The 19,845-nt window shown below is 53.7% G+C and carries 22 protein-coding genes, 1 rRNA gene and 1 other annotated feature; of the genes, 4 read left to right on the forward strand and 19 right to left on the reverse strand.

The window, feature by feature from the left end; genetic code table 11:
* The 7 genes from KIH86_RS15800 to KIH86_RS15830 form a co-directional block, all read right to left on the reverse strand.
* A 16S ribosomal RNA gene (locus KIH86_RS15800) occupies positions 1-170 on the reverse strand; the annotation flags it as partial.
* A 425-nt stretch (positions 171-595) separates the two neighbouring features.
* Positions 596-2,155 carry a LysM peptidoglycan-binding domain-containing protein gene (locus tag KIH86_RS15805; protein ID WP_223083763.1) on the reverse strand — a complete coding sequence of 520 codons (1,560 nt, stop codon included), beginning with the start codon at positions 2,153-2,155 and terminating at the stop codon, positions 596-598.
* 231 nt (positions 2,156-2,386) lie between these two features.
* A complete protein-coding gene (ilvE, locus tag KIH86_RS15810) occupies positions 2,387-3,271 on the reverse strand; it encodes a branched-chain-amino-acid transaminase (RefSeq protein WP_223083764.1) in 885 nt (294 codons plus the stop codon).
* Positions 3,272-3,275: 4 nt separating this feature from the next.
* Positions 3,276-4,163, reverse strand: a complete 888-nt coding sequence (pheA, locus tag KIH86_RS15815; RefSeq protein ID WP_223083765.1) for a prephenate dehydratase — start codon at positions 4,161-4,163, stop codon at positions 3,276-3,278.
* A complete protein-coding gene (thrB, locus tag KIH86_RS15820; RefSeq protein WP_223083766.1) occupies positions 4,160-5,140 on the reverse strand; it encodes a homoserine kinase in 981 nt (326 codons plus the stop codon). The genes pheA and thrB overlap by 4 nt, the downstream gene beginning before the upstream one ends.
* Positions 5,141-5,279: 139 nt before the next feature.
* Positions 5,280-6,566: a homoserine dehydrogenase gene (locus KIH86_RS15825; protein ID WP_223083767.1), complete on the reverse strand. Its 1,287-nt coding sequence runs from the start codon at positions 6,564-6,566 to the stop codon at positions 5,280-5,282.
* Between the two features lie 73 nt (positions 6,567-6,639).
* Positions 6,640-7,077 (reverse strand): ACT domain-containing protein, encoded by a 438-nt coding sequence (locus KIH86_RS15830; protein WP_038697963.1) that lies wholly within the window; start codon positions 7,075-7,077, stop codon positions 6,640-6,642.
* 302 nt (positions 7,078-7,379) lie between these two features.
* Between KIH86_RS15830 and KIH86_RS15835 the strand changes: the two genes are divergently transcribed.
* The 3 genes from KIH86_RS15835 (at position 7,380) to KIH86_RS15845 (ending at position 9,683) form a co-directional block, all read left to right on the forward strand.
* Complete coding sequence (locus KIH86_RS15835; protein WP_235775441.1) at positions 7,380-8,153, forward strand: MerR family transcriptional regulator; 774 nt, start codon at positions 7,380-7,382, stop codon at positions 8,151-8,153.
* Positions 8,154-8,218: 65 nt separating this feature from the next.
* Positions 8,219-8,953: an ABC transporter ATP-binding protein gene (locus KIH86_RS15840; RefSeq protein WP_223083769.1), complete on the forward strand. Its 735-nt coding sequence runs from the start codon at positions 8,219-8,221 to the stop codon at positions 8,951-8,953.
* Positions 8,954-8,999: 46 nt separating this feature from the next.
* Entirely contained in the window at positions 9,000-9,683 is a 684-nt protein-coding gene (locus KIH86_RS15845; protein ID WP_235775442.1) for an ABC transporter permease, read from the forward strand.
* A gap of 90 nt (positions 9,684-9,773) precedes the next feature.
* On the opposite strand, the gene obgE is transcribed toward KIH86_RS15845, so the two are convergent.
* The 8 genes from obgE to KIH86_RS15885 form a co-directional block, all read right to left on the reverse strand.
* Positions 9,774-11,084 carry a GTPase ObgE gene (obgE, locus tag KIH86_RS15850; protein WP_223083771.1) on the reverse strand — a complete coding sequence of 437 codons (1,311 nt, stop codon included), beginning with the start codon at positions 11,082-11,084 and terminating at the stop codon, positions 9,774-9,776.
* 21 nt (positions 11,085-11,105) lie between these two features.
* Positions 11,106-11,837: a Spo0B domain-containing protein gene (locus KIH86_RS15855; RefSeq protein WP_235775443.1), complete on the reverse strand. Its 732-nt coding sequence runs from the start codon at positions 11,835-11,837 to the stop codon at positions 11,106-11,108.
* Between the two features lie 243 nt (positions 11,838-12,080).
* Positions 12,081-12,392, reverse strand: a complete 312-nt coding sequence (gene rpmA / locus KIH86_RS15860) for a 50S ribosomal protein L27 (protein ID WP_223083772.1) — start codon at positions 12,390-12,392, stop codon at positions 12,081-12,083.
* An 18-nt stretch (positions 12,393-12,410) separates the two neighbouring features.
* On the reverse strand, positions 12,411-12,746 hold the full coding sequence (locus tag KIH86_RS15865) for a ribosomal-processing cysteine protease Prp (protein ID WP_223083773.1): 336 nt from the start codon (positions 12,744-12,746) through the stop codon (positions 12,411-12,413).
* A 13-nt stretch (positions 12,747-12,759) separates the two neighbouring features.
* Entirely contained in the window at positions 12,760-13,071 is a 312-nt protein-coding gene (rplU, locus tag KIH86_RS15870; RefSeq protein WP_223083774.1) for a 50S ribosomal protein L21, read from the reverse strand.
* Between the two features lie 14 nt (positions 13,072-13,085).
* Positions 13,086-13,170: a sequence feature (ribosomal protein L21 leader region), on the reverse strand.
* A gap of 124 nt (positions 13,171-13,294) precedes the next feature.
* On the reverse strand, positions 13,295-14,545 hold the full coding sequence (locus tag KIH86_RS15875) for an Rne/Rng family ribonuclease (protein WP_223083775.1): 1,251 nt from the start codon (positions 14,543-14,545) through the stop codon (positions 13,295-13,297).
* A gap of 17 nt (positions 14,546-14,562) precedes the next feature.
* A complete protein-coding gene (locus KIH86_RS15880; protein ID WP_223083776.1) occupies positions 14,563-15,405 on the reverse strand; it encodes a M50 family metallopeptidase in 843 nt (280 codons plus the stop codon).
* Positions 15,398-16,237 carry a peptidoglycan DD-metalloendopeptidase family protein gene (locus KIH86_RS15885; protein WP_223083777.1) on the reverse strand — a complete coding sequence of 280 codons (840 nt, stop codon included), beginning with the start codon at positions 16,235-16,237 and terminating at the stop codon, positions 15,398-15,400. The genes KIH86_RS15880 and KIH86_RS15885 overlap by 8 nt, the downstream gene beginning before the upstream one ends.
* Positions 16,238-16,518: 281 nt before the next feature.
* Here KIH86_RS15885 and KIH86_RS15890 point away from each other — a divergent pair, with 281 nt between their 5' ends.
* Positions 16,519-16,695, forward strand: coding sequence for a hypothetical protein (locus KIH86_RS15890; RefSeq protein ID WP_223083778.1), 177 nt, complete (start codon positions 16,519-16,521; stop codon positions 16,693-16,695).
* A gap of 201 nt (positions 16,696-16,896) precedes the next feature.
* On the opposite strand, the gene minD is transcribed toward KIH86_RS15890, so the two are convergent.
* The 4 genes from minD to mreC form a co-directional block, all read right to left on the reverse strand.
* Positions 16,897-17,691 carry a septum site-determining protein MinD gene (gene minD / locus KIH86_RS15895; RefSeq protein WP_223083779.1) on the reverse strand — a complete coding sequence of 265 codons (795 nt, stop codon included), beginning with the start codon at positions 17,689-17,691 and terminating at the stop codon, positions 16,897-16,899.
* Between the two features lie 4 nt (positions 17,692-17,695).
* Entirely contained in the window at positions 17,696-18,355 is a 660-nt protein-coding gene (gene minC / locus KIH86_RS15900; protein ID WP_223083780.1) for a septum site-determining protein MinC, read from the reverse strand.
* Between the two features lie 77 nt (positions 18,356-18,432).
* A complete protein-coding gene (mreD, locus tag KIH86_RS15905; RefSeq protein ID WP_223083781.1) occupies positions 18,433-18,963 on the reverse strand; it encodes a rod shape-determining protein MreD in 531 nt (176 codons plus the stop codon).
* Positions 18,960-19,841: a rod shape-determining protein MreC gene (mreC, locus tag KIH86_RS15910; protein ID WP_223083782.1), complete on the reverse strand. Its 882-nt coding sequence runs from the start codon at positions 19,839-19,841 to the stop codon at positions 18,960-18,962. Before mreC ends, mreD begins: the two co-directional genes overlap by 4 nt.
* Between the last annotated feature and the right edge of the window lie 4 nt (positions 19,842-19,845).

Genomic DNA, 19,845 nt, shown 5'->3' on the forward strand with positions numbered 1-19,845 from the left:
GCTACCGTTTCCGGTAGTTATCCCAGTCTGAAGGGCAGGTTGCCTACGTGTTACTCACCCGTCCGCCGCTAAGTGATTCAGGAGCAAGCTCCCTCACCACTCCGCTCGACTTGCATGTATTAGGCACGCCGCCAGCGTTCGTCCTGAGCCAGGATCAAACTCTCCATTAAAGAAAAGCTGATTTGCTCATTTTGAATCTGACGAGAAATTAATTCTCATTTAATACTCACTCGTTGTTCAGTTTTCAAAGATCAAGCTTCTTTGCTTTAACTCTTCAGTGCGGATGACCAATTGTCAACCGGATCTCTAATATATCATACCATCCAGGACAATGCAAGATCTTTTTAATAAGGTCTAAAACTTTTATTAATCAGCCTTTCTTGCAAAGGAAGCCATCAGCGACTGGATTTATAATATAACATGATCATCGACGCCAGCACAACGAGTAAATTTTACCAATTTAATAACGTCAGAACCCTCTACTAAAGCCCTTTCATAAAATGGCTATGGTCCTGATTATGTCCCTGAACAGCACAACGTGCAGACCTTCTCAAGTGAAAGTCTGCACGTTTAAGCCCATATACCTAATAGAGAATCATCCCGAGATCCAAGGGTTTCTGCGCTTTTTGGCGCCGTTATTTTTGGCTTTTGCTCCGGTCTGCTTTTTGGATGTGCTACCGGATTTCGTCTCCGTACTGCGTGCGGATGTCTTGACTTTCGGTTTGGAACGCTCTGCCGTCCGGGTTTCTTCGGCTGCTGGCGCCGGATCTTGAATCTCTGTTACGGCGGCCTGAACCGTCTCCACAGGCTGACGATCCAGCATCATCCCTTCTTGTGCGCCGGGATACTGCGGAATAGGCGGAATCCCGGAAACCATCGGAGTCTGATAGCTGTCCGCAGCAGTCTGCGGCATCATATAAGATTGCGGCATGCCAGAAAAAGAGGGTTGGAAAACGGGCTGCGACGAATATTCGGGCATGCTTCCATAGCCGGGAGCATCAAAACCTCCTTGCGCATAAGGGACGGGCTGAATGCCGGAGTAGTCTCCTCCACAGCCGCAGGAAGGCCAGGGCATAGCGGGAGCCTGACTGACAAAGGCAGGCGATACCTCCGGTGCTGCCGGGAAGTTCATGAAGCCTCCGGCCGATTGATCCGCGCTGTAGCCCGGTACAACGCCGGGGAAAAATTGGGGCGAAGCCGCAGAGTCCATAAACGGAGCGGGTTGAGCATATAGTGTAGGCTCTGGATAGCAGTAAGGCGCCATGGACTCAGGCATAAACCCGGAAGGCTGGACGGCACCCGGCATAAATCCGGCAGGCTGAACCATGCCAGGCATATAAGGAGTCGGTTGGATACTCTCGTATATCGGATAGGCAGTCGGGCAGTCGTAATAATTGGGGTTCTCCGTGATACCCGGATATCCGTACGACTTGTCGCAGACCGGTACGGGCGGGCAGCCGCAAAAAGACTTCGGAGGTTCCGGCGGGCAGTACGACGGCTCAACCGGTTTGACCTCAGGAAGTACAACAGCCTCCTGGGCCGGAACAGAGATCTGAACGAACAGGCTCTGCGTCTCGGTATGGACGGTTTCCGTAACCGGCGGAGCAGGCACGGGAACCGGCTGAGGTATAGGCGCAGTCGGTGCTTTTTCAATCGGGGCAGTCGGTGCCTTCTCGATTGGTGTGGTCGGAGCCTTCTCGATCGGTGCGGTCGGAGCTTTGTGATGCGGCTGCTCGATCGGTCCCGTATACGCTTTGCCGCCCGGCGTCGTCTTCTCAGCCACCGAACCGGTGGTCGTTCCGACATGAGCCGGTGGAGCCGCAGGCTTTTTCGGAATATTGATAACATCACCGATCTTGAGGACATCCGGATTTTTGATGTGGGGATTCGCTTCGATCAGATCCTTCAGTTGAATGCCCCAAGCCTTGGACAGCTTCCACAGAGTATCTCCCTGTTTGACCGTATGCTTATGGTACAGCTCGCCGCTCTCCGGAACAGGACTTGCCGGGACAGGAATTTTCACCTTGTCACCGATATTCAGAACATCTGGATTCGTTAGTTGCGGATTGGCTTCGATCAGTTTTTCCAGCGGCACCCCATATTTTTGAGCCAGCTCATACAGAGTGTCGCCTTGTTTGACAATATGGATTTTCACGCAGCTTTTACCTCCTATCATGTGATGGAGCGTTGTTTGGAAAGGGCAGCATCGGTTGGAAGCACAGCGAGGGCTGCATCTTCCGAAGCAGTGTTTTGCAGCAGTCTCCGACTCCTTGGGTTACTACATCTTATGCAGCCCATGGGCGATTGACCTCCCGGAAGCAAAAAAAATCCTTCCACGCGGCATAAGCACGCCAGCATGGAAGGATGTTGCGTCAGATTTTTTATTCTAGGATTCCCAAACCTTGTAACCGTCCTTGTCCACCACTTTGCGGAATTCCTCGAGCAGCTTGAGGGTAATCGGTCCGGCATGGCCTTCGCCAATCTTTCGACCGTCGATTTCCCGGCAGGCGATAACCTCGGCCGCGGTTCCTGTGAAGAACACTTCATCGGCGATATAAAGATCATGCAGAGAGAAAGGCTCTTCCTTGAGCTTGATGCCCAGCTGCTCGCACAGTTCGATAATGGCCAGACGAGTAATTCCTTCCAGGGCGCCCAGATAGCAAGGCGGGGTGTAGACGACACCGTTCTTGATAATAAAAATATTGTCACCCGATCCCTCCGTCACATACCCTTGAGCGTTCAGCATGATGGCTTCGTCCGCTTCCGCCAGGTTGGACTGGATTTTGACCAGAATATTGTTCAGGTAGTTAAGCGACTTGATCTTCGGATTGAGCGCATCCGGAATGTTCCGGCGCTGCGACACGGAAACCGCGCGAAGACCGTTCAGGTACGCCTCCTCCGGATAAATAGCCAGCTGCTCCACAATGATGACAACGCTCGCCTTCGGGCAGCGGCGCGGGTCCAGACCCAGGTTGCCTGCACCGCGGGAGACGATCAGACGGATATAACCATCGCGCATGTCGTTGCGGCGGATCGTCTCGGCCATCGCTTCCTGCATTTCATCATAAGTCAGGGGAATATCGAGCATTATGGATTTCGCTGAATCGTACAGACGGTTCAGGTGTTCCTTACACTTAAAGATATTTCCGTTATAAATCCGGATGCCTTCAAAAATGCCGTCGCCGTACAAAAAGCCGTGATCGAATACGGATACCACAGCATCTTTCTTTGTTACATATTCTCCATCAAGATAAATCCACTGTTCTGACATGAACTTACTGCACCTCCGCTTTCTCTTCCTCATAGGTGTATGTGGGATACGAGCCCAGGATTCGGACCATGCAGCCCAAGGCTTTGATTTCCTCAATAGCGGCAGGGAGAAGGACCGAGTCGAGCGGTTCGAGCACATCAATATAAAAATAATAAGCGCCCAGCTTCTTCTTGGTCGGCAGCGATTCGATCCGCGACAGGTTCAATCTCCGCCAGGCGAACGCCGACAACACTTGATGAAGCGCGCCCGGAAAATCCTCCGGCAGCGTTACCAGCACGCTTGTCTTGCTTCCCGTCTTAGTCCGGGGGATTTGAAGCTTCTCGGGGCCGACCAGTACGAAACGGGTAAAATTGTTGCCGTGATCAGTGATTTTTGGAGCGATGATTTCAAGGCCGTGCGTTCTGGCACCCAGCTCGATCCCGATGGCTGCCCAGCCCCTGCCGGGATTATTCTTCACAATCTCCACGGCTTCCGAGGTGCTGCCGACCGTTTCAAGCTCGGCCTGAGGCGCATTCGCACGGATAAACAGACCGCACTGCGCCATCGCGACGGGATGAGAGAGAATCTTCGTTATGCCGGAGTAATCAGCCTTGCCTTCCGCATTCCGGAATTCGCCGGGATTTACGATCAGATTCTGTATGGATGGGTAAATCCATTCCGCCTGCATCGGCAGGTCCACTTCATGAATAAGCCAGTCCATATGCATGCTGACCGAGCCCTCAATCGTATTCTCAATCGGGATGACGCTGTAATCCGCTTCCCCTCTTGCTGTGGCCAGAAATACATCCGATATCAGCTTGTGAAACGCCGGCCGGCAGGACTCCCCCTTCATAAGATACAGCAGAGCTTCATGGGATGTCGTCCCTTCCGGCAATACGGCTATCGATTTCATGAACGTACTTCTCCTTTTATCATATCCAAAAATGATTGATTTTGCATCCCTTCCGGGGATGCCGGCAGCAGAGCGGCACCGGACTTGCATGGCGACAGCCAGCGGGAAGCCACCTGAATGCCATGAACCGCCATCGTGTCCTTCATGAACGCTTCCAGTTCATCTCTGCGGGACTCCTTGCGGTCCACCAGCGCAATGAGCGTCGGGCCGGCGCCGCTGAGCGCAACGCCGAGCGCACCGTGCTGCGTCGCTCCGGCCAGCACGGCTTCCATGCCGGGCACAAGCGGCGCCCGGTACGGCTGGTGCAGGCGGTCGCGCATCGCCGCGCCGATGAGATCGAGCCGGCCGCAGGCCAGGGCTCCGGTCAGCAGCGATGAGCGGCTGACGTTGTATACGGCGTCGGCCATCGCAAGCTCGGTCGGCAGCGCCTGGCGCGCCTTCGAGGTCGCCAGCTCGAACTCCGGGATGACGACCAGTGTGTCCAGGTCTTCCGGCGGCTCGATGCGGATAACATCCGCATGGCTGCCGTCCCAGGCGGCGGCGATGATTCCGCCGAACAGGGAGGCGCCGACATTGTCGGGATGCTTCTCGAGCGCGGTCGCCATATCGAAGATCGCCGCCTCATCCAGCGGAGAGCCGATCAGGGCGTTGGCCGCGACCATACCGCCGATAATGGCGGACGCACTGCTGCCCAGTCCGCGTGCGAGTGGGATTTCCGAATACATGGAAATCTCAAGCTCAGGCACGGATACACCGGCAGCATCAAATACAATCTGGGCAACCTTGTAGATCAGGTTGCTCTTGTCCTGTGCCACGTTCTTCATCTCATCGCCGTGCAGATGAAATACCGTATCCTCCGCTTCGGCCATTTCTATCCAGGCATACAGCGACAGCGCCATTCCCAGCGTATCGAAGCCGGGGCCGAGATTGGCCGTGCTTCCCGGGACTCTTACTCGGGATTTACGATTACTGGACATGATGGCACCTCGCTGGAGCGTCAGCCGGCATGAAGCCTTCTAAATGACACTTACATTCTCTATTATCTTCTCTTCCGGAATTTCTCACAACCCATAAGTCTCCTTTAAAGATAATTTCCTTCCCGGCTACAGCCCGGGATCAGCCCTCAACGCGGTAGTGGCTCTTCACCCGGCGGATGACCTCAAGTTCTTCGAAGCGCTGGAGCACCTTGTTCATGCTGGCTTTGCTGGCGTTATGCGTCACGATAATAATCTCGGCATCCGGATTGCTCGGATTCGCCTGCTGCACGACCGAATCCAGGCTGACGTCGCATTCGGCGAAGACCTGGGTGATTTTGGCCAGCACACCCGCCTTGTCGTCTACATGAAGCAGAAGGAAATTTTTATAGAAAATATGATCGTCGCCTGTCAGCTTCTTCTGTTTGTACGGCACAATCTGCTTCAGACCGTTCACGCCGAGTCTCAGGTTCTTGATTACCGCCACGAGATCGGCGACAACCGAGGTCGCTGTCGGCATCTCGCCGGCTCCAGCGCCGTAGAACATCGTCTCTCCAACCGCTTCCCCATACACATAAACGGCGTTGTAGACCCCGTTCACGGAAGCGATCGGATGACTCGCCCGGATCATGGTCGGCTGAACGCTGATGCTGAATTCATCGTTCTTGCTCTCCGCGATGCCCAGCAATTTGATCTCATAGCCGAGGCGCTTCGCGAACTGGATGTCCTCCTTGCTGACCTGGGAAATACCGCTCACGCTCACATCCTGAAGCTCAACATTGGTACGGAAGCCGAGCGTTCCGAGAATGGACATTTTGCGCGCGGCATCCAGTCCTTCCACGTCAGAGGTCGGGTCGGCTTCGGCGTACCCAAGCTCCTGAGCTTCCTTCAGCACATCGGCGTAGGATGCCCCCTCCTGGCTCATCTTCGTCAGTATGTAATTGGTCGTGCCGTTAACAATGCCCATGATCTTCACAATTCGGTCAGACGAGAACCCTTCAATCAGGGTGCGAATAATCGGAATGCCTCCAGCCACACTGGCTTCGTAAAAGACATCGCACTGCTTCTCCTGGGCCTTCGCCAGAATCTCCGCACCGTACAGCGCCATCAGATCCTTGTTCGCAGTTACGATATGCTTGCCGCGTTCGAGCGCCTCCAGTATGTACCCTTTGGTTGTCTCGACGCCCCCCATTACTTCCACGATAACATCGATCTCGGGATCGCGTATAACCTCCCACGGGTCTGTGGTCAGCTTCGCCGGATCGATCTCGATCGACCTGGGCTTATCCGCCGATTTGACAGCGATGCGTTCGATGATAATCGGCGAGCCGACTTGACTGCTCAGATCCTCCTGGTTCCCCTGCACGATTCGCACCACACCTGTGCCGACCGTTCCCAGACCGAGCAATCCTACTTTCACCGGTTTCATTTGAATCTGAATCCCCCTTAACGTATTTATCCCTCTCACCAACATCGTCATAGCCATGCGCCGCCTTTCGCGATTATCCTTGCCCCACAATTGCGGCCCGCTTGACTCCCGGCATTCCTTTCAGACTGTCCAGCATATCGCCAAGCTCGTCGTTCAAGTGGGTGATCTCGATGGAAAGAACAACATTGGCCCAACCTTGAAGCGGAATGCTCTGATGAATGGTCAGGACGTTCGCGCCATGCCCGGCGACAGCGCCAAGCACTTTGGACAGCATACCTGACTCATGCTCCAGATCCATCGATATCGTGACGATCCGTTCCCGCTCCAGCTGGTGGATCAGATGAATGCCGTCTTTGTATTTGTAGAACGCGCTCCGGCTAAGACCGACCTGTTCTACACCCTCATGCACCGTCTTGGCATCCCCGGCTTCCAGCAGTTGCTTGACCTGCATCGTCTTCAGCACCGCTTCGGGTAAAATATCTTCACGAACCAAATAATAACGTTCTTTCACAAACGTCCTCTCCTCGGAGACTTTTGTTTTCATATAGTGGACATTATAAAATGATTCCTCTGCAATTGCAATACTTTTCACAGAACCGATGCACTCTTGCTTTAAAGCGACAACACTCACTTTTCGCAAGTAGGGCCTCCCCCGCAAAGGACAAAGCATATAAGAACTGCATAGCTTGCCGTTATGCTTTTTCCGCGATACAAAGTTATTCTTGTGGTCATTGTTCGAATTGGTTACAATATAAACCCTCCATTAGAACACCAGACTTTTTCCTGATGATATCGTGAACAGAGAAGTTAGGGGTGATCGGTTTTATGAATACTTATAGGACGGCAGAAATAGCGCGCATCTTCGGGATTCATCCCAATACGGTGCGGCTTTATGAGGAAGTTGGACTTATCCCTAAGCCGGAACGGAAAGCGAATGGTTATCGTGTGTTTACAGATTTCCATGTGGAGCAGCTGAAGCTTGCGAGGACCGCTCTACAAGTCGAGGTTTTGCAAAATGGTCTTCGCAAACAAGCAATTGATATGATCAAGGCCTCGTCTGCCCTGAATTTTAACAAAGCTATTCATTTGACCGAGCGTTATATCGAGCAATTAACCAGAGAACAAAGAAACGCCGAAGAAGCCATTGCGATTACAGAGAAGCTGTTGTCAGGTGAATATCAAGAACTGAGCGGCGCTATTTTAACCAGAAAAGAAACGGCTGACCTTCTGCAAATCTCAATGGACGCTTTAAGGAATTGGGAAATGAACGGTTTACTGACTGTGAAGCGCAAGCAAAATGGTTATCGTGTGTACTTCGACGAGGATATCAGGCGGCTGAAAATTATACGCTCCCTGCGCTGTGCCAACTACTCCCTTGCAGCAATCTTACGGATGCTAAATACAGTAACCAGTGATCCGAAAGCGGACATACGGGAGGCAATTGATACACCCGAAGAAGATGATGACATTATCTCCGTATGCGATAAACTGCTTACATCCTTGCAATACGCCGAGAAAAACGCACAAGCAATGCTCACTCAGCTTGAGAAAATGAAAGAACAATACAGTGCAAACCCTACACTTTGACACCAGACTTTCCCGTGGTGTTATTTTTTTAGGCAAAGAGAGAAATCAAGGAGGAATTTGATAACGTGGAACCAACGATCAAGGCAGAAAACTTGAGCAAATCTTACGGCAGCGTCAAAGCGGTTGATCATCTGAATCTTTCGATTTGCCATGGCGAGGTATTCGGCTTGCTGGGTGCAAACGGTGCAGGCAAAAGTACGGCCATTGAGTGTATGCTAGGCACCAAAAAACAGGACAGCGGAACGATCTCCATTTTGGGAATGAATCCGCTAAAAGAACGAAAGCAACTATTCGAGAGAGTCGGCGTTCAATTTCAGGAAGCCAATTACCAGGACAAAATAAAGGTGGCGGAGCTTTGCGAGGTCACTGCATCCCTGTACAAAACAGCGACGGATTATAGGGACCTGCTGCAGCAATTTGGGCTTTCAGACAAGCTGAAAAGCTATGTGAAAGAGCTTTCGGGAGGACAGAAGCAGCGGCTGTTCATCGTTCTAGCGTTAATCCCAAACCCCGATGTTGTATTTTTAGACGAGTTGACTACCGGGCTTGATGCGAGAGCCAGACGCGATGTATGGAGAAGCCTTTCCGACTTAAAAGCAAAAGGGTTAACCATTCTGTTGACCTCTCACTTCATGGATGAGGTGGAAACCCTCTGCGACAAAATCATGATTCTGAAAAACGGGAAAAGCATATTCCACGGGACAGTGCGAGAAGCGGTTGCGGCCAGTCCTTATGAGAAATTTGAGGATGCTTATCTGTGGTATACAGACGAGGAGGAGAAAGAAAATGCGAGCATTTAGGGCGCTGCTCAAAGCAGAATGTAAACTGTCTCTGAGGGGGATGGACATGTTCATCTTTGCAATCTGCATGCCTGTCGTCGCCGTGATCATTTTAGGTGCGGTGTTCGGAAATAAACCAGCTTTCAATGGCGCGGCATATACCTTCCTGGAGCAATCTTTTGGTGCGGTGGCGACAATTGCCATTTGTGCCGGGGGAGTGATGGGACTTCCATTAGTGGTATCCGATTACCGGGGCAGGAGGATTCTAATACGATTTAAAGTAACGCCAACCAGTCCTGCCCTAATACTAGCCGTACAGATTGCCGTCTATGCGCTCTATTCCATCGTTTCGCTGATCCTTGTTTACATGACTGCAGCTATGTTCTTCGGTTATCAGCATCATGGCTCGTGGCTGCACTTTATCGGCGCATATTTACTGGTCATGGTATCCATGTTCAGTATAGGGCTATTGGTGGGCGGGCTGGCACCAAACATGAAAGCGGCAAGTGCTGCTGCCAGCCTGCTGTATTTTCCGATGCTCCTTTTTTCCGGAGCTACCTTGCCTTACGAAGTCATGCCTAGGGCGCTTCAAAAAGCGGCTGATCTATTGCCTCTGACACAGGGCATCAAGATGTTGAAGGCCGCGTCGCTTGACATGCCAATGGAGAGCGTTATCCTTCCCATAACTATAATGTTTGTACTTGCTGTGATTTGTGTGGGCATATCTCTTCGCTTGTTCAAATGGGAATAATTCGCTGACCATAACACAAAAAACCGGCGCGCCATCCCCGAAGGAAAGACGCGCCGATCCTGCTTGATTATATCCAAATTACCTCGCTGCTTAATAGTAGCTGCTGTTCTCTACAAATTCGAACTCAAAGTCCGCGATCCGGACAATCGTGCCCTCAACGGCGCCGCGTCTGCGCAGCTCCTCATCGACACCCATATGGCGAAGCGTCCGGGCCAGCTTCAAAATGGCGTCATGCGAATTCAGCTGCATGCGCTTCAGCATTCTCTCGATCTTCTCGCTGTGAACAACATACGTTTCGTTATCCCGGGTAATAGTGAACGAATCGTCCTCTGTCGGCTTCAGCTTGTACACTTTGCGTTCGTTGCTCTCCGTAACCTCTTCCACGGCCGGCGCCTGCGGAATGGAATCCAGCAGATCGGCGGCGCGGTAGAGCAGCTCTTGAATGCCTTGGCGTGTCAGCGAAGAGATCGGCAGAATCTCAAGATTCGGGATGACGCTCTCGGCACGCTCGCGGAAGGAAGCCAGGTTCGCCTCGGCCTCTTCCATATCCATCTTGTTGGCTGCGACAATCTGCGGCCGTTCGGCAAGCCCGACGTTGTACAGCTTCAGCTCGTCATTGATCTTCACCCAGTCGTCAAAGGGATCTCGTCCCTCCGAACCGGCCATATCCACCACATGAATGATTATCCGCGTGCGTTCGATATGGCGGAGAAATTCATGGCCAAGCCCCACGCCCTCATGGGCGCCTTCGATCAGTCCCGGCAGATCGGCCATCACAAAGCTGCGGCCGTCGCCAACATCCACCACTCCGAGATTGGGGGTGATCGTCGTGAAATGATAAGCTCCGATCTTGGGCTTGGCTGCGGAAACGACAGACAGCAGCGTGGATTTGCCTACGCTGGGAAAGCCGACCAGGCCAACGTCGGCCATGACCTTCAGCTCCAGCACCACATAGCGCTCCTGCCCCTCTTCCCCATTCTCCGCAAGCTCCGGAGCGGGATTGTTCGGGGTGGCGAACCGGATGTTGCCACGGCCGCCGCGGCCGCCCTTGGCCACGACAACCTCTTGGCCGTGGCGGGTCATATCGGCGATTACTTCGCCGGAATCGTCATCAATCAGTACGGTTCCCGGCGGAATGCGGACGATCATATCGTCAGCCCCCGCGCCGTGCTGGCTCTTGTTGCGGCCCTTCTCTCCCCGCTGGGCTTTGAAATGCCGCTGGTAGCGGAAGTCCATCAGCGTGCGCAGACCTTCATCCACACGGAAGATCACGTCGCCGCCCCTGCCGCCGTCACCGCCGGCAGGACCTCCCTCCGGCACGTATTTCTCGCGCCGGAAAGCCACCAGACCGTCGCCGCCGTCACCGGCTTTGACGTAGATTTTGGCTTTATCTACAAACATGGATATCTCACCTTCCCTTACTTACATTCCGATCGGCAGGCGAAGCTCCAAATCCATCCGGTTGTTCCCGGACCTCTCTCTCCGGACAAGCTTGCTCTGCACTGTATTTTTTACAACAAGTTCCCGGAAACCCGCTCCGCCTTTAAGGCCTTCACCTTCTGCACAGAAAGCGACTACGGCATCCCCGTCTTCCTGCCAGAACGAAATACTCAGCTGACGCGGCTCTCCAGAAAGCCCCGTCCCTCCAAACTGGCATGCTCTGACCGCTCCGATCACCGCCGAGGTCAGCTCCTCACCGGCTTCGGGAGACAGCTTATCCCCGAGCTGAAGCCCTTCCTCTACTTCAACGTTCAGCTCCAGATTTCCGCCCACCGTACGGTAGGATTGGAGAAAGAAGACGAGAGAGGGGATACCCAGCTTGGATATGCGGCTGTCCAGCGCGATACGTTCTTTTATTCTTTCCACAGTCTGCACCGATTTATCAGGCTTGTTGAGCTGAATGTATCCGTATAAGACCTGGAGATCATTCATCCAATCATGGCGATGGTGATTCAATGTCCGGATCGCCGCCTGCTGAAGCGCGCGTTCCTGCCGTTGGCGTTCTCTTTCGCCATCCGCGCAAATCGCACGTGCGGAGGCCAACACTGCTCCTGCGCCCCATGCCGCAGCCAGCAGACCAGCCCAGCGCGTGGGCCAGATCCAGGCGATTGCGGCCGGCACCGCGAGCGATGCCATCGAAATACCCAATGCCATTTTCCAGGATTTCATCATTTACCCCGTCCCTCTTACGTTCGTGAATGATCCACGCCTGCCGCAGGCCGAACTACCTCATGTTTACCCAGTATACCATACGAAATCCCGCGAATTCACCAGAAAGAGGAAGAAATTCAGGGCGGACCGGTCTGTGAATGTGGCGGGAACGGTGGGACGCTTCGACACTTAAAAAAGCCCCCGGCTTTCATGCCGGGGGCTTCTAACCAGTTATGGCAGGTGAGCTTAGACTTCCAGAGCCGCCGCTACCGGAGCGACTTCTACCGGGTAGACGCTCACTTTCTTGCGATCGCGTCCCAGACGCTCGAACTTCACAACGCCGTCCACTTTGGCGAACAGGGTATCGTCCTTGCCGATGCCCACATTCGTACCAGGGTGAATTTTCGTTCCGCGCTGACGAACCAGGATGCTTCCGCCAGTAACGGCTTGACCGTCGGCACGCTTAACGCCAAGACGTTTCGCGTGGCTGTCACGACCGTTCTTTGTGGAACCTACACCTTTCTTCGATGCGAAGAGCTGAAGATCAAATTTCAACATGCTGTCTACCTCCTTCTTTTAAAGAGTAACTTCCTGTATTTTGATATACTTACCGTACGATTGTGCGATAATACCCAGCATAACGACCATGGACTCCAGCAGAAGCTGGACTTTCGCTGCGGTTTCTGCATCATCGATAGGAACCATCGTTGCGCTTAAGAAACCGTCCTTCATGGTAGAATCCAGCACGACTCCGGTGAGGGTCTCGATTGCGTTCACCGTTCCGGCCGTAGCCGTTGAAACGCCGGCGCATACGATATCTCTTCCCCGTCTGTCGTATTCGGCATGGCCTCTTACAGCGAAAGCGATAATCGATCCTTGGGGAGAAGAACGTGTGATGCGTACGTTAATCATTCAACGCACCTTCTTACGCTTGGATCTTCTCGATCGTTACTTTCGTGTATGGCTGACGATGGCCTTGCTTCTTGTGGTAGTTCTTCTTCGGTTTGTATTTGTATACGACAACCTTCTGACCCTTACCATGCTTCTCCACCTTCGCCGTTACGGAAGCGCCGCTTACGAGCGGAGTACCCGCCGTCAGACCGCCTTCGTTCGATACAGCCAGGACACGGTCAAACGTTACGCTTGCTCCGTCTTCCGCGTTCAGCTTCTCGATGTACAATACATCGCCCTCTTGAACTTTGTATTGCTTGCCGCCAGTTTCAATAATTGCATACATGCTAGTTGCACCTCCTCATGTCTCAGACTCGCCTAATCCAGGTGGCTGTCCTGAAAGGACCGCGCTTGGAGTACCTGATCGGAGCGGTTACAGCATGTGATGGCACTCTACCAACACATACTTGATGATAGTAACACAAAACCATTCTTCAGTCAAACCAAATCTCAAACGTCCAATCAAAGGTCAAGCTTCAATCCAAAACCAGGCTACAGCCTTTAAGCCGCTAGTCCTCCGCCGCAAAATCCGGCGTTACGCTCCGTCCCGTTCCACCGCAGCAGGGACAGGGAATCTGGACGACGCCGGATGTCTGGCGCGCTTTTTTACGTGTCATTTCCAGGAGACCCAGCCGGGTCCAGCCCAAAATATGCGTCTTCGTTCGGTCCTTCGCCAGCACGCTTTCCAGCCTGTCAGTAACCAGCCTGCGGTGCTCCTCCTGCTCCATGTCGATAAAATCGACGATAATAATACCGCCGGTATCCCGCAGGCGGATCAGTCTGCCGATCTCCTCAGCCGCTAGCAGGTTCGTCCGCGTCACCGTCTCCTCCAGCGTTGAACCACCTGTGTACTGGGCTGTGTTGACATCGATAACGGTGAACGCCTCGGTCTCATCCCAAATCAGCGTGCCTCCGCCGTCCAGCATGATTTTGCGGGCGAAGCTGCGGTTCAGCTCGTCCCATATCCGGTAACGGACAAAGACCGAATCGCCGGTCTCGTCCAGCTTGACTGCGCCGGAGCGGCCGGGAGCCATATCCTCGAGAAACTCTTCAGCCTCTTTGGCAGCTTGAGCCGAGTCAATGATAAGCTCGTCCTGCTTCGGGTCAAAGGCGTCCCGGATAAAACGCTGGACAATGCTGAGATCACGGTGCAGAAGCGCAGGAGCCTCGGCCCCAGCGGCCCTGCGCATAATTCCCTTCCACTGCGCCCGAAGCAGTTCAAGGTCGCCTTCCACCGCTTCCGAAGGCTCGTCTTCCGCCACTGTGCGCATAATAAGGCCCTCTTCGTCCTTCCGCAGACGTTCGCCCAGCGCCTTGAGCCGATTCCGCTCGGAATCGCGGACAATTTTTTTGGAGACACCTACATACTCGGCAGATGGCATATAAACCATCCAACGTCCGGGCAGCGTATAATGCGTCGTGACCCGGGCCCCCTTTCCGCCGCGAGGCTCCTTTCGGACTTGAACGACAATTTCCTGCCCCGGATGCAGCAGCGTATCGATGGAAGGCTTCACGAGAGGCTGCTTCTCCAGATGCGGATGCAGCACGTCGTCTATATATAGAAATGCGTTCTTTTTCTGTCCGATATCGACAAAAGCGGCTTGCATACCGGGCAGCACATTGATTACTCTCCCTTTGTAATAACTTCCTACCAGTCCTTCCTGTCCTCCGTGTTCGGCGGCATATTCTACAAGCTTCCCTTCATCCAGAAGGGCCATACGGGTCATTTGCTCCGAACAGTGAACGATCATTTGTTTCATGGCTTCACCTCTGGTTCTCACATTCCAAAATAAGACGAGAGCAAACGCTGCTCCGGCACAACGGCCGTCACGCTCCCCTCGGCATCCAGCACATAGATTAAATGATACCGGTTCCGCTTAAATAGACGCAATATCTCATCCAAAGGTTTCGCATAAGAAGCAACAATCGGACTGGCCGGACTCCCCTTGTCCCGGTATTGCTCGTACAAAATCTCCCTTTTCATCAAAAAAGAAAGGAACCGGTACGGCAGATTACGATGATCCGTAATGTTGGAATAGAGCAAAAATCCGGCGATCAGGAGCAGATTCAACCGGAGACCTCCGCCGTATTCCAGCGGCAGCAGCGCATAGACGCCCACCGCGGCGCTGAAGACGACGCTGACCCTGCCGCACCAGAGCAGCGACGAATAATAAGGGACCTGGAGGCTGACGGCAGCCTGTACGATTTTGCCCCCGTCAAGAGGAAGGATGGGCAGCAGATTGAACAAGGCGATCATCAAATTCGCGTGAATCAAATAGTTCATGAAAGCCGGATTTCCCCAGCCTATGGCTTTCAGCAGCAGCACGGCCAGGATCAGAAGGACATTCTGAAGCGGCCCGGCTATGGCGATGCCGATCTCCCGGAAGGCGGTAAGACGGCCGTTATCCTCGATAACCGCCACGCCCCCGAAGGGGAGCAGCTGCACGGATTTGACGGAGGCTCCGGCAAGTTCGGCAGCCCAGACATGTCCGAGCTCATGGATGAGCACAATGGCGAACAGCGTGATCAGTTCGAGGAATTGTCCGGTGACAATCGACAGCAGCAGGATGATAACGAACAGCGGATGCAGGGAGAAGGCAATGCCTTTTAGCCTAATCAAAGGTAATCTCTTCCGTGGGGTCTACGTACTTCTTATCCTTCATCAGTGAAAAATACAGCAGATTGGCCGAAGCGCCTGCCGGCTCCTGCAGCCATCCGACGGTATCCCCGCTCTCCAGCCAGTCATTCGCCTTCAGCTTCGTCCCGCTCAGGTGGCCATACTCGGCGGTTAGCCCCCCCGTATGCTGAATCGCTACTCTGATTCCCCCTCCGGTCTCTTTTGTTACGGACAGCACTCTTCCGATATCGATGCTCTTCACTGTCACGCCGGGTCCCGTCTCCGAGGAAGGAACGACTTCGATCCCTTTAAGCGAAACGGCGAACGGTCTGACGATGCTTCCGGTCAGGGGGGCGGTCAGTCTGCCGGCGGCGGTGACTTTGCGGGCGGGCTGCTCCCCATTTTCGAACATCGGGATAAAGGCGGGAGCGCCGTCGAAATAACGGTCATACCAGGTCCGGACGGAAGCGAAATTCATATCCTTGTTCAGCGCGTCGGCCACCACATCCTGCACACGGTACGCCCAGGGCTGCTTGATCAGGAACACGCCCCAGACCACGCCAAAAAGAAGTGCGCTTGCGATCATTCGCCGCATCAATCCCTGCCAAAACCTCGGCTTGTTGAGGTTCCCTTCGTCTTCCCAATCCATTTTCCGGGTCTTCCAGGCTTTCTCGGGGTCAGGCTCTCCGTTCTCTCCGGCAACGCGTTTCCGCCAGTCCTCGATTCCCGGACTCCCCGGAGCTTTGAAGAACGACTCTCCGGTGGTATCGCGGTTATGGCCGCGCCAATCCCGGATATCTTTGCGATCTTTTTCATCCCTTGCTTTGTAACCCATACTGATCCCTCCGGCGGGCTTGTTTGCTCTCATTCTATGAGCTCAGTAAGCCTGTTTAGAACCGGATGGAAATCTGCTATAAACATGTCGATTTATTAAGGGAGCGAAAGGAGGATGGAGTGCGGAGGACTTGCACGGCTATCCTATCCTTTCGAGCTTTAACTACTCCTGTTTCTTACTTCGGAATAACCGGCTCCCTTCCCGTTCCTACGCTCAGTTAATTAAGGGAACTTTCTTACTGCTCTAAGCACCAAGGTATAACGGGGAGGTTGTATGAATGTGTGAACGCTAAATTACCGGCCATCGCCGTGCTGCTTGCCGCGGTTCTGTGTGGTACTACGGGTACGGTGCAGAGGTTGGCCCCGTCATCCGGCGTCTCACCGCTCGCCCTCGGAGTGGTTCGGCTGGCCGCGTGGCGATGTGCCTGCTTATGGCAGAACAGCGCCACGGAAATCTGAAGTTCAAGGCCCTCCGACGGCCTGACTTCTAACCGCCTCGATCGGCATGGCCAACTATCAGCCGGACTTCTGATGACGATAGAGGGAGAGTGACGTCCTCCACAAAAATACAGCCCGCGTCTTTCGTGTGAGTATACGTACATGAAAGACGCGGGCTGTATGCATGTTAAGCCGTATGATCAGTGGATTGAAGGGCTCGTCTCAGCCGAGTCCAAAAAATTTCTTCAGCTTCTTAAAGGTTCCGGGCTTGCGGTCAAGCTGCATAAGCGGCACCGAATCGCCCAAAATGCGGCGGGCGATATTGCGGTAGGCGATAGCGGCCCCCGAGTCCGGGTTCATGACCGTCGGCTCCCCCATATTGGCGGCCTTGATGACAAGTTCATCATCCGGAACGATGCCAATCAGATCGATATTCAGCACCTGAAGAATATCCTCCACATCCAGCATGTCCCCGGTCTTCACGAGGCCTGGCCGGATCCGGTTAACGACCAGTCTTGGCGACTCCACCTCCGACTGTTCCAGAAGCCCGATGACACGGTCGGCGTCGCGGACTGCCGCATTCTCCGGCGTCGTCACCACAATTGCCTTGTCCGCTCCGGCTATCGCGTTGCGGAAGCCGTGCTCAATGCCAGCCGGGCAGTCAATCAGAATGTATTCGTATTCCTTCTTCAGTTCCAGCACAATATCCCGGACCTGCTCGGGCGAAACCGAGGTCTTGTCCTTGGTCTGGGCAGCCGGCAGCATATAGAGCTCGTCAAACCGTTTGTCCTTGACCAGCGCCTGATTCAGGCGGCAGCGGCCTTCGGCAACGTCCACAAGATCATAAATGATCCGGTTCTCCAGTCCCATAACGACATCGAGATTCCGCAGCCCGATATCGGTATCGACAAGGCATACTTTCTTCCCCTGCAGCGCCAGCGCGGTTCCAATATTGGCCGTTGTGGTTGTCTTGCCCACACCGCCTTTGCCGGAGGTTACTACGATCGCTTCTCCCATGAGGCTACACCCCTTTAAACACATTTAAATCCTGACGCAGCTTGACAAGGTTATGGATCTTGTCGATCTGCATCACGCCGTCCGATAAAAAAGCGAAATCCATGCTGCTCTCCCGGGTCTCCCACTCATCCGGAGGCCGGCTGATGACCTCGGCAATGCGCAGCTGCGTCGGAGCCATCAGAGATGCTGCGATAACTGCCGTTTCATTGCCCTCCATGCCTGCATGAGCCATGCCCCGAAGCGCGCCGAGAATATAAATGTCGCCGGTGCAGGTTATGGCCCCTCCGGGATTCACATCGCCCAGAAAAAGCAGATCACCCCTGTGATGCAGCACCTGGCCGGAGCGAACCATACCACTCAACGTCGAAAGCGAGCCGACAGGTTCTTCCTGAGGCGCTTCCTGCGCTTCGAACGACCGGATCAGCAGATTGCCCTGACCCCGCAAAATATCGAGGACGGCTTCCTTCTCCTCCTCGGTGACTTGCCGGCTGCCGAGCTTGATGTCCACATGCACAATGGGACCTGTGAGAATATTTTGATGGCTGTGCTCCAGCTTGTAGCGGAGCTCACCGAGCAGTTCTTCAAAGGGACATTTGTCATCTAATAGGAAGACCAGGCCGTCCTTGATGCCTTTGATCCGCACATGCTTGGATTTAACTGTCATATGACCCTCCCCCCATCCTCATTCATTCGCGCCGAAGCCCTCTAGTTCCTGCTTGTGGCGGAGAAAATGCGGCGGCTTCAGTCCTTCTCTTCCTTGCGCACCGGTCTGGACAGCTTCTCCAGCTGCCGGCGAACAGGGATATAGAGAGCGAGCCCAAGGGCGAAATGAATAAGCATGGTAGGAAGCATATAATGCATCAGGGCCCAGTCGTAAGAGTCCTGGGTCAATTTGAACGTATGATAAATTCCGTACAAAATACTGTCGTTCAGCCAACTTCCGAGCATAATAATCGTCATCATCAACGGAAGCGGAGCCCGCGGCAGCTGGAAGATCAGCCCGATCAAATAGGCCGAGACGCCCATGGCGAACGAGTGGGCTCCAAGGATTCTCCCGTAGAAGACTACATCATGCAGCATGCCGAAGCAGATGCCCAGCACCAGAGCTGTATGCCGGTGATGATAGACGGTTACGAATAACAGAATGATAAGTACCACATTCGGAATGATCCGCGTCGCCCAGCTGTTCGGAATCAGCCAGGGAAGTACCGTTCCTTCCATTACGAATAACAGAAACAGCAGCACGATCAGGACTGATTTGCGCCCGCTCACTGCCCTGCCTCCTCGGGCGTGTATACAACGAGCAACTGCTTCCAGTCTTCAAATTCGGCTGCGGGCTTAATGATCGCCGTTCGAGTCAGCCCGTATTCTCCAACACTCACGCTGTCCACAGTGCCGATTGTAAGACCGCGGGGATACACTCCGCCAATGCCGGATGAGATAATGGTATCTCCCTTGGCAATCGGATCGTTCGCCGCAATGCGTGTCATAATCAGCCGTCCGGTCTGCTGGTTATAACTCTCGACCATGCCAAATGTCTGGTTGATCTTGTTCATTGCCGTGGCCGCGATCGGCGGCTGCGAATTCGGATCGCTGCTGTCCATCATCGTCAGCAGCTTCACTGTAGAAGTGAAATTACTAACCTGGCTAATGATGCCGACCATCCCTTTTTCCGAAATGACCGACATGTTCGCCTTAACTCCGTCCCTGGAGCCCAGATCAATGACAAGCGTGCTGTTGCCGGGCTCCGTTGTCAGGCTTACGACCTGTGCATAATGATATTCGTAGTTGTATTTATTGGTCTGTGCCTGTGTGAAATGCAGCAGCTTCTCATAACGCTCGTTGTCTGCCTTAATCTGGTTATATTCTGCCTTCTCCCTCGTATACTGCGCAGCGACAATCTTCAGTTGCTTGTTCTCCTCGGCCATTTTCTTCAGGTTGCCGATATCTTCAAACAAGCCCGCTATGAATCCAGCGGGCTTGTAGAACACATTCTGCACAAAACCGGTCGTATCCCTGACGAAATTCTCCGGCCAGGAGAGCGATTTTCGGGTTCCGAGGGAGAAGCCCATGACCACAATGAATAGCACCAGCGTAATTAACAGTATGAACAGCCGCTTGTTGCTTAACAGCTTAAACAGTTTCAACACCCTC

The sequence above is a fragment of the Paenibacillus sinensis genome, from assembly GCF_019904155.1.
Classification (GTDB): domain Bacteria; phylum Bacillota; class Bacilli; order Paenibacillales; family Paenibacillaceae; genus Paenibacillus_AQ; species Paenibacillus_AQ sinensis.